Origin of the sequence: Acinetobacter sp. WC-141 (assembly GCF_000313935.1) — a bacterium.
GTDB lineage: Bacteria > Pseudomonadota > Gammaproteobacteria > Pseudomonadales > Moraxellaceae > Acinetobacter.
Map to the genome: position 1 here is coordinate 80,587 of NZ_AMSS01000044.1, position 18,362 is coordinate 98,948.

Genomic DNA, 18,362 nt, shown 5'->3' on the forward strand with positions numbered 1-18,362 from the left:
GAATAATAAGACATGTTCACTTTAAATTTCAGCCCATAGCTGAAAGAAAAAAGTACATGTTCTCAGGAGTTTATACAAATGCAGTTATCGCTGAAATACGTTCTTGCACTGACGGCTAGTTTAAGTATGGCCCCATTGCACGCTGAAATGGTGCAATCCTCATCATTAAATAGTGATGTAGATGGTTCTAATTTAGCAGCTCGTGTATTGAGTAAAGATACTCAAAATTTTAATTCTCGTTTTTCTAACATTAACAGTCTTTCAATCACTGAACGTTCTGGCGACCAAATCCGTCGTCAAGCGATCGCAGCAAAAATTGAAATCCCTGAAGATGAGCCTTCAGTGATTGAAAAACTTAACACAGTAGCTTCAAACACTGTTCGTAAGTTTAGCCAAACTGGTATGGCATCTTGGTATGGTCGTCAATTTCATGGTCGTAAAACAGCAAGTGGTGATACATTCGATATGAATGCTCTAACTGCTGCTCACCGTAGCCTACCATTGAACTGTTACATCCGAGTAACCAATAAAGACAATGGTAAAAGTGTGGTTGTAAAAGTAAATGACCGTGGTCCTTTCCATGGCAATCGTGTACTTGACCTATCATACGGTGCAGCTAAACGCCTTGGCATTACCAATGCTGGAACTGCAAAAGTAAATATTGAACGTGTTGATGGTCCAACTTCATAAGTTATAGCCTCTAGAGTTCATGTAAAAAGCCGCAATTCTTTCTGCGGCTTTTTTCTTTTTTAAACTTTAAAAATAATTTCTAATTTAGGTTAAAAAAATTTCTTTTTTAGCCCTTCTCCAACCTTAAATTTGCACATTTTTTGCACAAAAAATTACCTTTATTTTCCTCAAGCTAATTTAGCCTCTAAATTGCGCTTAGCACGACTTTATTAAATTTGCGCTACCCTAGTACCATTTCCCTAAAATTAGGGCTATTTATGGCGTTTTTAGAGTAGATGAGTAGAGCTTTTTTATATAATTTTCCCACCCATCTCAAAATTGCACTTTTTTTGATGATTTCATCTTCTAGTAACCAATAAAAAATATTCTGAAAAATTGCATCATTCTCAAGGTTAGATTGAGTACTTTTTCTATAATCTAGGCATTACGTTTTTTCTCATGATTTTTTTAAACACGTATTGCGAGGTTTCTATAGTTGAATAGTATCGGTTTCTTGTCGCTTAACCGAAGAACAGGATAAAATATAATCAGAAAAAATAATTCAAAGTTAAAACAAGGAGTGTGTCATTAATGAAATCCGTTACAGAATGGTTTGATGAATATAGCGAAAGTCATCAGAACCCAACCAATAAAAAAATTCACTGGCTCTGCGTTCCTGCCATTTTATTTTCTATTATTGGAATCATTGCCCATTTCAGCACCTTACTCACTGCTCTATTACTTGTACTCACTTTAGTATTTTATGCCCGTTTAGATCTTGTACTTGCTGTTGCAATGGCTGCTTTACTGGTTGTTATGGCGTGGCTCATTTATACCCTACCTGTAGGAGTAGGATTTTATATTGCTATTTTTGTGATTGCTTGGGTCGGACAGTTTTATGGCCATAAAATTGAGGGTAAAAAACCATCTTTCTTTAAAGATTTACAATTTCTACTCATTGGCCCAGTCTGGTGCATGGATGCTTATCTCGGGAAAGTCTTACCTAAATGGAAAAGCAGACAAAAACACGCTATTTCCTAAATGTTCAATTAAAGCTGGATCATTTCGATTCAGCTTTTTACATTTTACTGATTTATTAGAAAATATATAAAATAGAAAAAAATCAAACTGGCAATAACAGTTAAAAGCACCCTCTTCAGATAAAAGGCAATCGCAACACAAAAGATTGCTGCATAAATATAAGGATTATCAAGAATTCCCTTTAAATTATCGCCCTCAAAGAAAATTATTGGAATACATATTGCGGTTAATAAACAGGGTGCAGAATAATTAAGCATCTTATTCATAATAAGCGGTAATTTAACTTTAACATTGGGCTCTAAAAAATAATAACGATTAAAAAAGACGATTGCTGCCAAACCTAAAATTATAAACCAAGACATATTATTGCTCCTTACCTATTTTTTCAGTTAACACAGCACCCAACATCCCTATTAACCCTGAAAGTAAAATTGCTCCTTCAACTTGATAAAATTTAAAGAAAAATCCGCTTAAACAAGTCATTAGTACACCCACAACTACAGGTAAGCCCTTACATAGCGGCACTATCATGGCAATAAAAATAGCCACAATTGAAAAATCTAAATGATAATTTAGTAAATCAGGAATCACTGTTGCCAAAAGTATTCCGACCAAGCTAAAAACCACCCAGAATAAATAAAAAGACAAACCTGCACCCAACAGATATTCTGGCTGTCTTTTTTCACCGGATGCACACACCGCAAATAATTCATCCGTTAATAAAAAACCCAAACTTAATCGTTTCGAAAGAGACAAAGCAGAAATGTCATTTCTTAAAGTTAATGCATAAATGAAATGCTGAGCCGTTAAAAAGAAAATCGTCACATAAATTGTAAAAGCGGATGCACCTTCCATTACCATGCTTAAGCTAACCAATTGAGCTGCCCCAGCAAAGACAATTCCTGACATTGCAAGCGCCTTATAAAAAGATAAACCGGCATGAATTGCCATAGATCCGGCTAAAATTGCCCACGGAATAACAGAGATTGACAAGGGCAAAATATCCATTGCACCACGTAAAAAAAGATAGGATGGCTTATTTTTTGGAAACCTCACCAACTGATGAAGCTGAATATTCATATATAAAATCCAAGATAAAAGATCTCTCTATAAAATGCGTAATGAGAGTTGATTTATATTGAATAAAATTGCTGTAAATAAATTTTTAATAATTTAGTTATTTAGACTGACTACATATTGAGTTGGGGTCACTCCCATTGCTTTTTTAAAGTGACGATTAAAATGGCTTTGATCAGAAAAACCACATTGCTGTGCCACCATCGCAATTTGGTCACCCTGTTTTAATAATTGCCTTGCTTTTTGTAAGCGTGCTTGAACAAGCCAGGCATGAGGTGGCAAACCTACATATTTTTTAAATTGTCTTAAGAAATGCCATGCACTCAAACCCACCATGTCGGCCAAATCTTGTAAAGAAAAGTTTGTTTCAGGCATTTCTACCAGCAACTCTTTAACTCTTAATATTTTTGAATATGCCTCTGGCAACTCACAAAAAGTATGATTTGATTTACCATGTCGTTTCATTAAGCAGGCTAAAGTAGACAAATACATTGTTTCTTTAAGCAGGAAATTATCTTTTTGTTCTAATAAATCAAAGAGCAAACAAAGTTGTTGAGCCAAACCCAAGTCACGAATAACAGCTTGAGGAAACCAGGGTGCCCCTCGGGAATTTTCAAAAAAATCTTGGCTGACTTCTGCCAACATTTCAGGTGTGGGATAAATCGCCCGATATCGCCAACCTGACTCAACAGCAGATGAACCCGTATGGATCTCATCAGCATTTACTAAAATAATATCGCCTTTAGGAGCTACATGCAGCTGGCCCGTCCTAAAAAAAGACTGTGCTCCCTCTTCAATCACACCAATACAATACCCTTCATGAGTATGTTTCGAAAATTGAGTTTGGTGATAATGTGCTTTTAATAACTCTAGACCACCCAGCTCTCGCACATGCAGATAATCGGCTTGCTCCCGCTGCATAAATACGTCTCATCTATTCATTAAAAAAACCATAGCATGTTTTAAGAAACTGAATAGAATAAAATTGCTCTATAAAAATAATCTCTTTATTCGTTTATTTGGCTTTATTGGTAGATTTGCCCATCATGTTTGAGCCAACCGCTTTCATGACGATTTTGTGGATCACGATGTGTCCAGTGTAATACACCACCTTTAGGGTTATATTCGTATTCGCCATAAAACTCTACCACGTCACCTTTTCTTAAATTAGAAATTTTAGGTGCTAAATCAATATTATGTGCGACTAAAATTGAAAGGCCATTTTTTAATACAAGAATAAATTTCTGGTGTCTTGACCCATCATTATCATCTCTTAAAATTGCTTTTACTCGACCACTTCCCTGCACTTGAACATTACTACGTCTCTGCTCATAAGCAGCTTTTATAGTGTCCACCCCATTACTTTCTAATGTAGTTTCAGTGGGCTGAGCTTCGGGTATAGTGGATGGTGATTGACTTTGCTTATGTCCAGATAAATCCAGGCCAAAATATGCAGCAATCAATAAAATTATGACACCACCAATACTGAGATTCTTTTTATTTGTCATTGTATGCCTTTATTTTAACTGAGATAAAAAAAGCCCCAATGGGGCTTTTTTTATTGTGATACGAATTACTTCGCAGCAGCTTGAGCAGCAGCAACTTCTTCAGCGAAGCTAAGTTCTGCTTTCTTCTCGATACCTTCACCAACTTCGAAACGTACGAAGCTAGCAACATTAGTACCAGTTGCTTTTAATACATCAGCAACTTTTTTGTCGTTGTCGATTACGTACATTTGACGATCAAGAGCAACTTCGTTCAAATATTTATCAACAGAACCAGTTACCATTTTTTCAACGATATTAGCTGGTTTACCAGATTCTAACGCTTTCGCTTCAGCAATTTCTTTTTCTTTAGCGATAAGGTCAGCAGGAACAGCTTCAGCATTTACAGCTACTGGGTTAAATGCAGCAACGTGCATTGCAATACCTTTACCAGTATCAGCATCACCAGTATAAGAAACTACAACACCGATTTTTAAACCGTGTTTGTAAATAGCCAAGTTTTCGCCTTCAACGATTTTCGCGCGACGAACTTGGATGTTTTCACCGATTTTTTGAACAAGCGCAATACGAGCTTCTTCAACTGTTTGACCGTCTGCTAATTTTAATTCAGCGATTTTAGCAGCATCAGTTTCACCAGCAGCTAAAGCAGCAGTAGCAACAGCTTTTGAGAAGTTAGAGAAGTTTTCGTCTTTAGCAACGAAGTCAGTTTGACAGTTAACTTCAACTAAAATTGCTTTGTTGCCTTCTTGAACGATTGTGATTGCACCGTCAGCAGCAATGTTACCTGCTTTTTTAGCAGCTTTAGCTTGACCAGATTTACGAAGGTTATCAATAGCAAGCTCGATGTCACCGTTCGCTTCTGTTAATGCTTTTTTGCATTCCATCATTGCAAGACCAGTACGGTCACGTAATTCTTTTACCATGCTTGCAGTAATTGCAGTCATGTTGATCTCCTAAAATCGGTAGAAAATAAATCTTTTCAACAAAAACGGCCCAAAGAAACTCTGGGCCGTTTGCACTCTCGACGCTTAATTTGCCACCATTACATGTCGCAAAAATGACAAGCCTGCGTCAAAACGCATTAAGCCTCAGAAGCGTCTTTCGCAGCGTCGTCGCCTTTTGCTTGAGCGTTCGCTTGAGATTGAGCGTATTCTTTACCAGCAAGAATTGCATCAGCCATAGCTGAAGCATATAGAGTTACTGCACGGATCGCATCGTCGTTACCCGGAATAACGTAATCAACGTTGTCTGGGTTAGAGTTTGTATCAACGATACCGATAACAGGAATACCTAAGTTCTTCGCCTCTTTGATTGCAATCGCTTCGTGATCAACGTCGATTACAAATAATGCGTCAGGTAAACCACCCATGTTTTTAACACCGCCTAAAGAGCGCTCAAGTTTTTCCATCTCACGAGCACGTTCTAAAGCTTCACGTTTAGTAAGCTTAGCAAAAGTACCATCTTGAGATTGAGTTTGAAGATCTTTTAAACGGTTGATAGATTGGCGAAGTGTTTTCCAGTTCGTCAACATACCACCTAACCAGCGGTGATCTACATATGGTTGACCAGCGCGTTGAGCTTGTTCACGGATGATGTTAGAAGCAGCACGTTTTGTACCAACGAACAAAACTTTATTCTTTTTGCTTGCTAATTGGTTAGCGAAGTTCAAAGCATCATTTAACGCAGGAACAGTGTGCTCAAGGTTGATGATGTGAATTTTGTTACGCGCGCCAAAAATGTATTGACGCATTTTTGGGTTCCAGAAACGAGTTTGGTGACCAAAGTGCGCGCCTGCTTGAAGAAGGTCACGCATGCTTACGTTGTAATCTGCCATTTTCTTTACCTTAAAGTTGGGTTAGGCCTCCATATATCCGCATTCTCCACCCTTTTACAGGCACCCAGAGTAATGTGACGATATATGTGCGGATTTTTTACTCCATCTATCAAAATTGTTCGTAAAATATATTCACGAAAAGCATTTGATAAAATGGGCGGCTATTTATACCATAGACACTTGTAAATTACCAAAAGTTTTTAGAGATCATGAACAGTACTTATACAGCTCCACGTCGATTAATCAAAACTCCAGATGAAATTGAAAAAATGCGCATTGCAGGACGACTGGCGGCTGAAGTTCTAGAGATGATCAAGCCCTATATTAAGGCAGGTGTAAGTACACTTGAACTTGATACCATTTGCCGTAATCACATTGAAAATGTACAGCATGCTATTCCTGCCTGTGTCGGCTATGGTGGTGCTCCTGGACGCCCTGCTTTTCAGCACTCTATTTGTACTTCGGTTAACCATGTTGTCTGCCATGGTATTCCTTCTGAAAATAAAACTTTAAAAAACGGCGATATTTTAAATATTGATGTGACTGTGATTAAAGATGGTTATCACGGTGATACAAACATGATGTATATCGTTGGCGGAGAAACTTCTATTTTAGCTAACCGTCTTTGTAAGGTTGCCCAAGAAGCGATGTATCGAGGAATGGCAACTGTTAAAGATGGTTCATATTTAGGTGATATTGGCCATGCAATCCAAAAATATGTTGAATCAGAGCGTTTTAGTGTAGTCCGTGAATATTGTGGTCACGGTATTGGAACTGTTTTCCATGATGAGCCTCAAGTATTACATTATGGTCAAGCTGGTACAGGTATGCGTCTGGAAGCAGGTATGACTTTTACCATTGAACCTATGGTAAATGCGGGCGTCTGGCAAACTAAATTATTAGGCGACAAATGGACTGTTGTAACGAAGGACCATAAACTTTCAGCTCAATATGAACATACTATTTTAGTCACTCAAACGGGTATCGAAGTTTTAACTGCACGACCTGAAGAAGACTTATCTCGCTTCAACTAATAGTTTAACAAACTTAAATAAAAGGCTGCTTTTTGTAGCCTTTTATTATTTATTATGTACTTTTCATTAAGAAATCTTTCCAAATATAAACAAATATTTCAAAAAAATTACAATTATTAATTTTTAATACACAATCATTTTAATAAAACGCGGTATGGTTGGCTCAATAAAAATCAGTAAACAAATGTTCGGACATGGAGTCCTTTTATGATGAAAAAGTCATTATTTTGTATGACAGCTGCCTTTTTTGCCCTGCCAACAATCACTAACGCTGCTTCTCCATATTTTAGTTTAAAGGATGGTGATGGCTTCAAACGTTTTTCAGTCTCTGCTGGTTGGCTCCATGCCATGCCACAAGGCTCAGGAAACCCTGTTAATATCAATACTAGTGTTGCAGAAGGTACAACATCTAAAGTTGGAGATGTATCTACAAAAGCCGTTTTAGATGCAATAGACCAAAGTAAAGATTCAGGAAAATTCTGGTATGGCACTATAAGCCTTCTTGATAAGTTTACAGACACCCTTCCTTCATCACTTGCAGGTACAGCAGAAATTAATGGTCTTTCTCAATGGGAACAACAAGGTTCTGGCTTAGAAGCTGCTGATGCTGATACTGCTGGTCTTATGTTTAACTACAACTTTACGGACAATTTATCTTTAGAAGTTAAAGGTGGTATTCCCCCTAAAGTAGATATTAATGGAAAAGGTAATATTTATGCTCCTCTTTCTGGAAAAGCGACTCCATTAAAAGATGGATCTGTGATTGGGGGAATCATAGGAGATGGACTTGCCAAGGCTGGTGGAGATATTCCTTTAAAACAAGACCTTCATATTACTGATCTTGCTCAAGGGGGTAAGGCTGCGACCGCACGTGCATGGTTACCAGCCGTTGAGCTACATTATCAATTTGGTAAAACAGGTGTAAATAAGTTCCGTCCTTATATCGGAGCTGGGGTGATGTATGCATACTTTAATGATTTAAAAATGAATTCCGGTATTGAAGCTGATTTAATTCAAGCAGGTCACATGATCCAGAATATCCACGATAATAAAGCAGGTGCAGCATTAGATCGCAAAACATCCTCAGCAAATCCTATCGTAAAATTAGAAGCGACCGATACTTTTGCACCTATCGTTACTGTAGGGGCAACTTATGATTTTAAACCGAACTGGTTTGCTGTTGGTTCAGTTTCTTATTCAAAAATGAATAGTGAAGCAAAAATCTATGTGACTGACCAAAATACAGGTAAAGAGCTCATCAAAGCGAATACCAAAATTGATATTGATCCATTAATTACATATGTTGGGGTCGGTTACCGCTTCTAACTTCTGTGCCATATAAAGCTATAAAAACTGATGCACGTTTTTATAGCTTTCTTTCAATTTCTTCCCTCTAAAAATTGCTTCTTTTTAAATCAAAATGCTAAAAAAACGAGCATATTTAATAAAAACTACAGATAAACCAAGTTTCCTTTATCCTTATTACTGCTCACTCGTCTTAGTGATCTTTTTAATTATTTTTATCTTCACAAACTAACTTAATAAAATTAGAAAGTAATTTTTCCTTTTTAGTAAAATTTATTTTTTGGCACGCCCTTTGCTTTATTCATTGCATGATGAATCAATGATGATTCAATGAATACACCAAGACGGCCAACGATGTCCGCTCTGATCGGTCTGCAGATAGGCAATAAATTGCCATGCAAATTAAAATTTCGTTCAGTTCAGGGGGACGGCGTATGTCTTCAAATATCAATCTAGATGCAAAAAAAGCAACTGAGATTAAATTATTCAGTTTTTCAACTCCAGCAATGCGTGCTTTCCACATGACATGGCTCGCTTTCTTTGTCTGTTTCTTCGCATGGTTTGCATGTGCACCATTAATGCCCGTTATTAAAGGTGAGTTTGGCTTAACAAAAGATCAAATTGCCAATATTAATATTGCTGCTGTTGCAATTACGATTTTAGTACGGCTTATTGTCGGACCACTTTGTGACAAATATGGCCCACGTATTACGTACACAACCCTCCTATTGGTCGGTAGCATTCCAGTGTTCGGTGTAGCTGCTGCCAATAGTTATGAATCTTTTCTATTCTTTCGCTTACTTATTGGTGCTATTGGTGCAAGCTTCGTCATTACCCAATATCACACAAGTGTGATGTTTGCCCCGAACATAGTTGGGACAGCAAATGCAGCAGCAGCTGGTTGGGGAAATGCTGGCGGTGGTGCAACGCAAGCTTTGATGCCTTTATTACTGGGTGCGATTGTGATGTTTGGTGTTGAGCAGACCATGGGATGGCGCGTGGCATTAATTGTACCTGGCGTAATGATGGTTATTGTTGGCATTCTTTACTGGAAATTAACTCAAGACTGTCCTCAAGGAAACTTTAAAGAAGTTCGTGCACAAGGTATTGAAGTCGGCAGTGGTAAAAAAGGTGGTACGGCAATTTTAATGCAAGCCGCTCGTAACTATCGTGTCTGGATTTTATTTTTGGCGTATGGGGCAAGTTTCGGTATTGAGATTTTTATCCATAACGTTGCAGCAATGTACTATGTTGATCAGTTCAAAATGGATTTAAAAACCGCTGGTTTAACTGCTGGAATCTTTGGTCTACTGGCATTATTTGCTCGCGCACTGGGTGGCATCATTTCCGACAAAGTGGCACTTAAAAAAGGTTTAGATGGTCGTACCAAAGTACTTGTACTTATGATTTTGGGTGAAGGTTTATTCTTAATACTCTTCTCACAAATGAATGCTGTTGCGCTCGCAATTATTTCGATGACTATTTTTGCACTATTTACTCATATGGCATGTGGTGCAACTTACGCACTCGTACCATTTATCGATCGTAATGCATTAGGTGGTGTCGCAGGTATTATTGGTGCAGGTGGCAATGTGGGTGCCGTCGCAGCTGGTTTTTTACTTAAAGGTTTACTTGATGTTCAAACTTGCCTATTTATTTTAGGGGGGCTGGTTATGGTCGCAGGCTGTAGCGTAATTTTGATTCGCTTCACAACCGAACATAAAGAAAAAGAACAAGTTCTTTTTGAACAAGCATTACTCGAACGTAATTCCGCAGCTTAATTTTATAAGAAGCAGAGATCAAAATGATTTCTGCTTCTTTAATTTTCTGATCATAAAACACGATCCTTACGAACTTTTTAATTCTTCTTAAATATTCTTCCCCCATATATCGATATTACTCGATATATCTTCTACAATAAATGCTCACATTATTATAATTTTCCATGAGTCATGACTAAAACTGCCAATCAATTTTCTCAGCCCCTCATCTATATGTTGATTGGAAGTGCTCTTATTTTGGCACTTTCTTTAGGCGTTAGGCATGGTTTCGGTCTCTATCTTGTGCCAATGAGCCATGAGTTTGGCTGGGGCCAACATGTTTTTAGTCTTGCAATCGCCATGCAGAATCTGATCTGGGGTGCAGTTCAACCTTTTACCGGCGCAATTGCAGATAAATATGGCAGTAAAATTGTGGTTGCTGCTGGCGGATTACTTTACTCCCTTGGCCTACTCTTAATGGCCTTTAGCTCAAGCATTTTAATCTTAAATTTAAGCCTAGGTCTTATTATTGGTCTAGCTTTATCAGTAACCTCCTTTACAGTTTTACTGAGTGCAGTAGGTCGAGCCGCCCCTCCAGAAAAAAGAAGTATGGCAATGGGGATTGCAAGTGCAGCAGGTTCTTTCGGTCAATTTATTATGTTGCCATCTACCCTGCTCTTACTCAAAAATGTCGGATGGTCGGCAGCTCTAATAGTCAGTGCGCTATTAATTGCCCTCATCATTCCCCTAGCGTGGATGTTAAAAGGCCCTAGCACTCAAACACCAAAAACAATTGCTGAGCCTCAACTCACATTTAAGCAAGTACTTAACATTGCCAGAAAACATAAACCCTTTTGGTGGTTAGCTTTAGGCTTTTTAGTATGTGGATTCCAAGTTGTGTTCTTAGGTGTCCATTTACCCGGCTATTTAATTGATCACGGCTTTGACGCAGCTACGGGTACTGTATTTCTTGCTTTAGTCGGATTATTTAATATTGTGGGGACTTACGGTGCAGGTTGGTTAGGAGATCGTTTCTCAAAACCTAAATTATTAATGGCACTTTATGGTAGCCGTGGTATCGCGATCATTGCCTTTTTGTTATTACCTTTAAGCGCTTATACTGTATATACTTTTGGAGTCATTATGGGGCTTTTATGGCTCTCTACAGTTCCCCTTACAAACGGCATTGTGGCAAATATGTTTGGGGTAAAGTACCTATCAATGCTAAGTGGTATTGTGTTTTTCACCCATCAAGTCGGTTCTTTCTTTGGTGGATGGCTTGGCGGTGTTAACCATGATTTAACAGGTAATTACGATGCGATTTGGCTCTGTTCTATAGCCTTAAGTATACTAGGTGTTATTGTACATTTCTTTGTAAATGAGGAGGCTGTTATTCATGATGCATAATGCCTTACTTTTGAAAACAATTATGACTTTCCTCATCGTAGCTCTTCTGGTTTTTTCTATCGCTTTATGGAAACAAACACCAGATTTATTTGAATATTTTAACCAAGCGTTTTGTCCACATTAGTATGATGAAAAGCTGAAATCATAGTCTGGATTGTCATAAAAATATAAAAAACCTATGGTCTAATGAAAATAAAAAAGCCCGCAAATTTGCGGGCTTTTTTATTAAAAACTTATTTAAAATCAAAACAAGCGATTCATACCATTAAGCGCAGCTACGCGATATGCTTCAGCCATGGTTGGATAGTTAAATGTCGTTTCAACAAAATATTTCAAGGTATTATTTGGGCTGTGCATAACTGCCTGCCCGATGTGGATAATTTCGGCAGCGTTATTACCAAAACAGTGAATACCTAAAATTTCCATAGTGTCGCGGTGGAAAAGAATCTTTAATTCACCAACTGTATCACCCGTAATTTGTGCACGAGCTAAATGACGGAAAGAAGCTTGACCCACTTCATACGGAATTTTTTCTTCCGTTAATTCCTGTTCATTTTTACCAATTGATGAGATTTCCGGAATGGTATAGATACCAGTTGGAATGTCTCGTACTGGTTTCGCATCTTCACCACTCATGTTAGCACCAGCACAGCGCCCTTGGTCATAAGCAGCCGAAGCTAGTGATGGCCAGCCGATCACGTCACCAGCAGCATAGATGTTTTCAACTTCAGTCTGATATTGATCGTTTACAGAAAGTTGACCACGGCTGTTTGGAACTAGTCCAACGTTCTCAAGACCTAAACCTTCTGTATTTCCTGAACGGCCGTTACACCAAAGAATGGCATCGGCTTTAATCTTTTTACCACTTTGTAAATGTAGAACCACATGGTCATCAAACGTTTCAAGATGATCCATTTGTTCATTGTGGCGAATCAATACACCCTGTTCACGTAAGTGATAAGACAAAGCATCAGCAATTTCATCATCTAAATAACTTAATAGTTTTTGCTGGGTATTGATCAAGTCAACTTTATGATCTAAACCAATAAAGATTGAGGCATATTCACAGCCAATAACGCCTGCACCATAAATGATGATCTTTTGAATTGAGTAATCAAGATCAAGAATCTTGTCTGAATCAAACACACGAGGATGATCGAAGTCGAGACCTTGTGGATGATAAGGACGACTACCTGTTGCAATCACGATTTGCTTACAAATAATGGTTTCTTTAATGCCTTCATGGCTAAAAACTAAAACTGTATTTTTATCTTGAATATATGCACGACCGTGGAAGACACCAATCTTGTTGCGGTCATAAAAACGTGTATGTGTATCAACCTGTTGTTGAATCACTTTATGGGCATTACGTAGAACCTGTTTCATGGTGAACTGTTTCCACTCACCTACTTTTTGAAACATTGGATCACGTTGATAGCGAATAATACTAGAAACTGTTTGACGTAATGCTTTACTTGGAATGGTACCTACGTGTGCACAGTTACCACCCAGTTGATCACGCACATCTACAATTGCAACACGCTTACCCGCTTTTGCAAGCTTCATTGCCGCGCCTTCACCTGCAGGTCCAGAACCGAGAACTACCGCATCGTATTTAACGAAATTCCCACTAACGACCTCTTTTTTACGTGGCATTGAAAGCTCCTTCCTCTCTTGAATGACCATATTTTATAATAGATTATGACTAATATGCGGTGAATTTATGTATTTCTCAACCCTATATTTCTGAATAACCACATTTATTATATGAATAGTTATTTTCCGCTATTAACTGAAGAACTTCGCTATAATACAATGTCAATGTCTCTATAAACGAGTGGAAAAGTTACATATGTCAGAACACCGTAAACCAGAACAGGGTGTAAAACTTCGTGGCGCAGAAAAAGTCGCAAGAATTCCTGTAAAAGTTGTACCTACGGTTGAAGTGCCGCGTAAACCTGACTGGATTCGTGTCAAGATGACGGCACCAGAAGAAGTTCAGCGTATTAAAACGACTTTACGTGCTCAAAAACTCCATACCGTTTGTGAAGAAGCTGCTTGCCCTAACCTGCCAGAATGTTTTGGTGGCGGTACGGCAACATTCATGATTATGGGCGATATTTGTACACGCCGTTGTCCTTTCTGTGATGTTGCACATGGTCGTCCAAATGCCCTCGATGCTGATGAACCTCGTCACATGGCAGAAACCATTTCTAATCTCAAACTCAAGTATGCAGTAATTACTTCGGTTGACCGTGATGACTTACTTGACGGCGGTGCACAACACTTTGTGGACTGTATTAAAGAAGCTCGTGCACTTAGCCCGACGACACTGCTTGAGATTTTAGTACCTGACTTCCGTGGACGTATGGATATTGCTTTACGCATTATGACCGAATGTCCGCCAGACGTATTTAACCATAACATTGAGACTGTGCCTCGCTTATATAAAGCAATGCGTCCAGGTTCAGACTATCAACACTCTTTAAACTTATTAAAAATGTTTAAAGAATACTGCCCAGATATCCCAACAAAATGTGGTTTGATGGTCGGTATTGGTGAAACTGAAGAAGAAGTCATTGCATTACTTGATGACTTACGCGCTCACGATGTGGACTATGTAACGATTGGCCAATATTTACAGCCTTCTAAACAGCATGCGCCAATTGACCGCTTTGTAACGCCAGAAGAGTTTGAACGTTATGCAGAGCATGGCCGCAAACTTGGCTTTAGAAATATTTGGTCTGCACCAATGGTTCGTTCAAGCTACTTTGCTGATCGTCAATACCATGGTGAACCAGTACCAGAAGTTCGTCGTAAAGTAGATACAGCTAAAAAAATCGCTGTTCAAACCATCGAAGCTTAAAAGTTAAATATCTATGAAAGCCCTCTAATACAGAGGGCTTTTTTATTTGTATAAGAAAATCAATAACATTTCTTGACAAATCGATAAAACAACCCATTACACTTTCACTGAAAAATATCTTATACCTAAAAGTACGATATATCCCTGCTCTAGCATATACATCAATATTTGCGACATAAAAACTCAAATTTAAACAGCATCAAAATAGCTAGTTAAGCCTTAAATATCTCCTCGCTTTTGTAACGTCATCCACCTGAGGGCTTAGCTAGTAAGGAGCAAGTATGATTTTCCTACTCTTTATATTAAGTATTATTATTCAGCTTATTGCAGTATGGGCAATTTTCTTTTTTAACTTAAATAAAGTTCTTGGTAGCGGTGTGGCCATTATTGTTGCCATACTTTCAGCATTCTTGCTAACACCATGGTCTTTGCTTTTAGGTATTCCAATTATTGCGCTCAGCATCATTATTTTAGTTGAGCCATTACGATTTAACTTGATTACCAAGCCAGCCTATAAAACTTTAGCAAACTCAATGCCAAGCATTAGTACTACAGAACAAGAGGCTTTAGAAGCAGGTACAAGTTGGTGGGAAAAAGAATTATTTATGGGAGCACCTGACTGGTCTCAATTTGAAAAGTATCCCTACCCAAAATTGTCAGAAGAAGAACAAAGTTTTATCGACAATGAAGTTGAGCTACTTTGTAGCATGCTCAATGAGTGGGAAATTCATCATCATTTAAAAGATCTTCCACCTGAAGTTTGGCAATTTATTAAAGACAAAGGTTTTTTAGGCCTTATTATTCCAAAATCCTTTGGCGGTAAAGAATTTAGCTCATTCGCACAAAGCCGAATTATGAGCAAAATTGCTTCACGCTCACTCACCACCGCTGTGAGTTGTATGGTTCCTAACTCATTAGGACCAGGTGAGCTACTCATGCATTACGGTACTGATGCCCAAAAGCAGCAATATTTACCGGGCCTTGCTAAAGGTGAAGAAATTCCATGCTTTGGTTTAACCAGTCCAGAAGCAGGTTCAGACGCTGGTGCCATTCCAGATTCAGGCGTTGTTTGTTATGGTGAATATGAAGGTGCTCAAGTTCTTGGGCTACGCATGAATTTCTCTAAACGCTGGATTACGCTTGCACCAATTGCCACAGTCGTAGGTCTTGCTTTTAAACTATATGACCCTGAAGGCCTACTCGGGGATAAAAACAAAACAGAATACGGAATTACTTGTGCCTTAATTCCTGCTAGTCATGCGGGTGTAAAAATAGGAGCGCGTCATTTCCCAGGTTCTCCATTTATGAATGGAACAGTAGAAGGAGAAGATGTTTTCATTCCAATTGACTGGATTATTGGTGGACAAGAAAATGCTGGTAAAGGCTGGCGAATGCTCATGGAATGTTTAGGTGTTGGCCGTGGTATTTCCCTTCCAGCCCTAGCAACCGCCGCAGGTGAAATGAGCTATTTAACTGTGGGAGCTTTTGCGAAAATTCGCCAGCAATTTAATATCTCTGTTGGTAAATTTGAAGGTATCCAAGAAGCGACCAGTGAAATTGCAAGTGATGCTTATATGCTTGAAGCATTCCGTTATTTAGTGACGTGTGGTCTAAATCAAGGTGGAACACCCGCAGTGATGACCGCCATGGCAAAATACTATGCAACTGAAACGATGCGTAAAGTGGTCAATCATGGAATGGATATTGCCGGAGGACGTGCAATTCAACTTGGACCACGCAACTTCCTTGCACTTACCTATCAAGCTATTCCCATTGCAATTACAGTCGAAGGCGCAAATATTTTAACTCGTTCATTGATGATTTTTGGTCAAGGTTCAATGCGTTGTCACCCTTACCTTTTTGAAGAGTTACAACTACTTCAGTCTGAAGATAAAACCACTTCTGTCAAAAAATTCGATGATCTGTTATTTAAACATTTAGCCTATACCTTTAACCGCGGAGCAAAATCATTTGCTTATGGTTGGACAGGTGGCTCAAGTGATGCCCCTCAGTCGGTAGATCAATTTACTGCCAGTTACTATAAGACGATTAACCGTTTTAGTGCCAACTTTGCTTTGGTTTCAGATATGGCGCTTGGCTTACTTGCCGGAGACTTAAAACGCAAAGAAATGTTGTCAGGACGTTTGGCCGATATTCATGCACACCTTTTTATTTCTACTGCGATTTTAAAGTTTTATGAAGCTGGCCAAAAAACTGAGGCTGAACAACTTCATGCTAAATTAGCTCTGCAAAAAGCTTTCTTGAATATTCAGGAAGCATTTTGGGGCTTATTTGAAAACTTCCCAGCTAAACTTCCCGCAGCATTTGTAAAATGGATCTGTTTCCCTTTTGGTCGTGTGATTTCAAAACCCGATGATGAGTTAAAACAGCAAGTCGCTGAACTCATGATGCAAGAGCACCCTTTCAGAGAGCAGCTTAAAAATCACGTATTTTATTCTACCAAAGCCGATGATGTGACTGGACGTTTAGAGCATGCATTCCAAATTTTACGGACTCTGGAACCACTTTGGGATAAGTTTAAGAAAGCTGAATCTAAAGGCAAGTTTACCGGACTTACTTTTGAAGAGAATATTGCACACGCTACAAAAGAAGGTTTCATTTCTGAAAGCGAGGCTCAACAATTATTGCAATACAACGCAATTCGATTCGACAGCATGCTGACAGATGTTTTTGATGAAAATTTAGATAAAGATCTTCCTTTGTCGAATCCTCATCAAATTTAGTGACTGACGCCTCCACTAATTCACTATTGCAATCACTTGTGATTCGCATTAATTAATAAACAGCTATAAAAGCGTCAATCGACGCTTTTATTTTTAGGAGAAATTAATGTCTAAGCAAGATTACGAAAATGGATTAAAAGTTCGCACCGAAGTGATGGGAGAAGCTTTTGTAAAACGTGCGCAAGACAACACTGTTCCGTTTACACAGCCATTGCAAGACTGGATTAACGAACATGCATGGGGTTCAACTTGGCAACGTGAAGGTGTATTACCGCGCAAATATCGTTCATTAATTACTTTGGCAATGTTAACTGCACTTAAGTCACCAACTGAACTTAAAGGCCATATTCGTGGCGCGCTCAACAATGGTTGTACAGTTGAAGAAATTCAGGAAACGTTATTGCATAGCCTGCCATATTGCGGTGCGCCTGCTACACAAGAGGCTTTTCGTGCTGCTTTAGAAGTAATTCAAGAATATCAACAAAAATAACTTTAATATGAGCCAGCACTCTACTGGCTCTTTTTTATCTAATTTAATTTGATTGAATGCATTTGAAAATTACGATCATCAATCACGATAACCTGACGACAAATGCCTTCCAGTTGACGCTGCTTTTCAAAGACTGCCGCTGACATCGGTTCAAAACTATCAAAAAAGCAGATTTCATTTTGATCTATAGAATATACAAGTGACTGGTTCCCCACTCCTGCTAAAGTATCGTAATAGACGATGATCATTTTCCCATTTTGAATCTCAGCTTGAATATCCTGATAGCTTAACGCTGGGCCCGTTGGTATTTTCAATACATTTGCTTCTTTATAACTCATGCGTTCGCTTGGACTAATATTTGGGTCTTCATCTGAGTGAAATGACACTTCAAACCCAAATTTCTTTAAAGCAACAGCCAAGGCAATTGTATAGGTGCCGTCTTCATCATATCGACAAATTTGAATCAGCTCGGAAATATCAATTTGAACCCCATGATGCCGAAGTACCATCCAAACTGCAAAAATACCGCTATTCGCTTCGAGGTTTGCTAAAGATTCGGGAATATTTAAGGCCATAATTTGAATCTATAAAGATAATTAGGCAGATAATAAACAAAACTGGATTGGCACT

The 18,362-nt window shown here is 38.5% G+C and carries 17 protein-coding genes; 9 read left to right on the forward strand and 8 right to left on the reverse strand.

Annotated features, from left to right (window positions below; genetic code table 11):
- The first annotated feature begins 78 nt into the window (after positions 1 to 78).
- A complete protein-coding gene (locus ACINWC141_RS07825) occupies positions 79 to 690 on the forward strand; it encodes a septal ring lytic transglycosylase RlpA family protein (RefSeq protein ID WP_003650639.1) in 612 nt (203 codons plus the stop codon).
- Positions 691 to 1,260: 570 nt separating this feature from the next.
- Positions 1,261 to 1,710 (forward strand): Mpo1 family 2-hydroxy fatty acid dioxygenase, encoded by a 450-nt coding sequence (locus ACINWC141_RS07830; RefSeq protein ID WP_009389973.1) that lies wholly within the window; start codon positions 1,261 to 1,263, stop codon positions 1,708 to 1,710.
- A gap of 44 nt (positions 1,711 to 1,754) precedes the next feature.
- Here ACINWC141_RS07830 and ACINWC141_RS07835 read toward each other — a convergent pair whose 3' ends face one another.
- From ACINWC141_RS07835 to rpsB, 6 genes are all read right to left on the reverse strand, one after another.
- A complete protein-coding gene (locus ACINWC141_RS07835; protein WP_009389874.1) occupies positions 1,755 to 2,072 on the reverse strand; it encodes an AzlD domain-containing protein in 318 nt (105 codons plus the stop codon).
- Position 2,073: 1 nt separating this feature from the next.
- A complete protein-coding gene (locus ACINWC141_RS07840; RefSeq protein ID WP_009389886.1) occupies positions 2,074 to 2,790 on the reverse strand; it encodes an AzlC family ABC transporter permease in 717 nt (238 codons plus the stop codon).
- Positions 2,791 to 2,883: 93 nt separating this feature from the next.
- The gene (locus ACINWC141_RS07845; RefSeq protein WP_009389796.1) at positions 2,884 to 3,708 is read right to left on the reverse strand and encodes an AraC family transcriptional regulator; all 825 of its coding nucleotides are present in this window, start codon (positions 3,706 to 3,708) and stop codon (positions 2,884 to 2,886) included.
- Positions 3,709 to 3,812: 104 nt separating this feature from the next.
- Positions 3,813 to 4,295 (reverse strand): DUF3465 domain-containing protein, encoded by a 483-nt coding sequence (locus ACINWC141_RS07850; protein ID WP_009389982.1) that lies wholly within the window; start codon positions 4,293 to 4,295, stop codon positions 3,813 to 3,815.
- A gap of 65 nt (positions 4,296 to 4,360) precedes the next feature.
- Positions 4,361 to 5,236 carry a translation elongation factor Ts gene (gene tsf, locus ACINWC141_RS07855; RefSeq protein WP_009389901.1) on the reverse strand — a complete coding sequence of 292 codons (876 nt, stop codon included), beginning with the start codon at positions 5,234 to 5,236 and terminating at the stop codon, positions 4,361 to 4,363.
- Positions 5,237 to 5,373: 137 nt separating this feature from the next.
- Positions 5,374 to 6,126 carry a 30S ribosomal protein S2 gene (gene rpsB / locus ACINWC141_RS07860; RefSeq protein ID WP_002118204.1) on the reverse strand — a complete coding sequence of 251 codons (753 nt, stop codon included), beginning with the start codon at positions 6,124 to 6,126 and terminating at the stop codon, positions 5,374 to 5,376.
- A 209-nt stretch (positions 6,127 to 6,335) separates the two neighbouring features.
- Between rpsB and map the strand changes: the two genes are divergently transcribed.
- The 4 genes from map (at position 6,336) to ACINWC141_RS07880 (ending at position 11,632) form a co-directional block, all read left to right on the forward strand.
- Positions 6,336 to 7,160, forward strand: coding sequence for a type I methionyl aminopeptidase (gene map / locus ACINWC141_RS07865; protein ID WP_004790999.1), 825 nt, complete (start codon positions 6,336 to 6,338; stop codon positions 7,158 to 7,160).
- A gap of 207 nt (positions 7,161 to 7,367) precedes the next feature.
- The gene (locus ACINWC141_RS07870) at positions 7,368 to 8,486 is read left to right on the forward strand and encodes an OmpW/AlkL family protein (protein WP_009389769.1); all 1,119 of its coding nucleotides are present in this window, start codon (positions 7,368 to 7,370) and stop codon (positions 8,484 to 8,486) included.
- A gap of 413 nt (positions 8,487 to 8,899) precedes the next feature.
- Complete coding sequence (locus ACINWC141_RS07875) at positions 8,900 to 10,246, forward strand: MFS transporter (protein ID WP_009390028.1); 1,347 nt, start codon at positions 8,900 to 8,902, stop codon at positions 10,244 to 10,246.
- A gap of 171 nt (positions 10,247 to 10,417) precedes the next feature.
- Positions 10,418 to 11,632, forward strand: coding sequence for an MFS transporter (locus tag ACINWC141_RS07880; RefSeq protein WP_009389877.1), 1,215 nt, complete (start codon positions 10,418 to 10,420; stop codon positions 11,630 to 11,632).
- Between the two features lie 243 nt (positions 11,633 to 11,875).
- Here the strand turns inward: ACINWC141_RS07880 and sthA are convergent, their stop codons facing one another.
- Positions 11,876 to 13,288: a Si-specific NAD(P)(+) transhydrogenase gene (gene sthA / locus ACINWC141_RS07890; RefSeq protein ID WP_009389909.1), complete on the reverse strand. Its 1,413-nt coding sequence runs from the start codon at positions 13,286 to 13,288 to the stop codon at positions 11,876 to 11,878.
- Positions 13,289 to 13,484: 196 nt separating this feature from the next.
- Between sthA and lipA the strand changes: the two genes are divergently transcribed.
- From lipA to ACINWC141_RS07905, 3 genes are all read left to right on the forward strand, one after another.
- A complete protein-coding gene (gene lipA, locus ACINWC141_RS07895) occupies positions 13,485 to 14,498 on the forward strand; it encodes a lipoyl synthase (protein ID WP_009389772.1) in 1,014 nt (337 codons plus the stop codon).
- Positions 14,499 to 14,779: 281 nt separating this feature from the next.
- A complete protein-coding gene (locus tag ACINWC141_RS07900; protein ID WP_009389987.1) occupies positions 14,780 to 17,242 on the forward strand; it encodes an acyl-CoA dehydrogenase in 2,463 nt (820 codons plus the stop codon).
- A 106-nt stretch (positions 17,243 to 17,348) separates the two neighbouring features.
- Positions 17,349 to 17,732, forward strand: a complete 384-nt coding sequence (locus ACINWC141_RS07905; RefSeq protein WP_009390040.1) for a carboxymuconolactone decarboxylase family protein — start codon at positions 17,349 to 17,351, stop codon at positions 17,730 to 17,732.
- Positions 17,733 to 17,770: 38 nt separating this feature from the next.
- Here ACINWC141_RS07905 and ACINWC141_RS07910 read toward each other — a convergent pair whose 3' ends face one another.
- On the reverse strand, positions 17,771 to 18,307 hold the full coding sequence (locus tag ACINWC141_RS07910; RefSeq protein WP_009389755.1) for a cysteine peptidase family C39 domain-containing protein: 537 nt from the start codon (positions 18,305 to 18,307) through the stop codon (positions 17,771 to 17,773).
- Positions 18,308 to 18,362: the final 55 nt, after the last annotated feature.

Bases quoted from the DNA above. Each gene is read 5' to 3' on its own strand.
- ACINWC141_RS07825 (WP_003650639.1), top strand. From the start codon at position 79: ATGCAGTTATCGCTGAAATACGTTCTTGCACTGACGGCTAGTTTAAGT.
- ACINWC141_RS07830 (WP_009389973.1), top strand. From the start codon at position 1,261: ATGAAATCCGTTACAGAATGGTTTGATGAATATAGCGAAAGTCATCAG.
- ACINWC141_RS07835 (WP_009389874.1), bottom strand. From the start codon at position 2,072: ATGTCTTGGTTTATAATTTTAGGTTTGGCAGCAATCGTCTTTTTTAAT.
- ACINWC141_RS07840 (WP_009389886.1), bottom strand. From the start codon at position 2,790: ATGAATATTCAGCTTCATCAGTTGGTGAGGTTTCCAAAAAATAAGCCA.
- ACINWC141_RS07845 (WP_009389796.1), bottom strand. From the start codon at position 3,708: ATGCAGCGGGAGCAAGCCGATTATCTGCATGTGCGAGAGCTGGGTGGT.
- ACINWC141_RS07850 (WP_009389982.1), bottom strand. From the start codon at position 4,295: ATGACAAATAAAAAGAATCTCAGTATTGGTGGTGTCATAATTTTATTG.
- tsf (WP_009389901.1), bottom strand. From the start codon at position 5,236: ATGACTGCAATTACTGCAAGCATGGTAAAAGAATTACGTGACCGTACT.
- rpsB (WP_002118204.1), bottom strand. From the start codon at position 6,126: ATGGCAGATTACAACGTAAGCATGCGTGACCTTCTTCAAGCAGGCGCG.
- map (WP_004790999.1), top strand. From the start codon at position 6,336: ATGAACAGTACTTATACAGCTCCACGTCGATTAATCAAAACTCCAGAT.
- ACINWC141_RS07870 (WP_009389769.1), top strand. From the start codon at position 7,368: ATGATGAAAAAGTCATTATTTTGTATGACAGCTGCCTTTTTTGCCCTG.
- ACINWC141_RS07875 (WP_009390028.1), top strand. From the start codon at position 8,900: ATGTCTTCAAATATCAATCTAGATGCAAAAAAAGCAACTGAGATTAAA.
- ACINWC141_RS07880 (WP_009389877.1), top strand. From the start codon at position 10,418: ATGACTAAAACTGCCAATCAATTTTCTCAGCCCCTCATCTATATGTTG.
- sthA (WP_009389909.1), bottom strand. From the start codon at position 13,288: ATGCCACGTAAAAAAGAGGTCGTTAGTGGGAATTTCGTTAAATACGAT.
- lipA (WP_009389772.1), top strand. From the start codon at position 13,485: ATGTCAGAACACCGTAAACCAGAACAGGGTGTAAAACTTCGTGGCGCA.
- ACINWC141_RS07900 (WP_009389987.1), top strand. From the start codon at position 14,780: ATGATTTTCCTACTCTTTATATTAAGTATTATTATTCAGCTTATTGCA.
- ACINWC141_RS07905 (WP_009390040.1), top strand. From the start codon at position 17,349: ATGTCTAAGCAAGATTACGAAAATGGATTAAAAGTTCGCACCGAAGTG.
- ACINWC141_RS07910 (WP_009389755.1), bottom strand. From the start codon at position 18,307: ATGGCCTTAAATATTCCCGAATCTTTAGCAAACCTCGAAGCGAATAGC.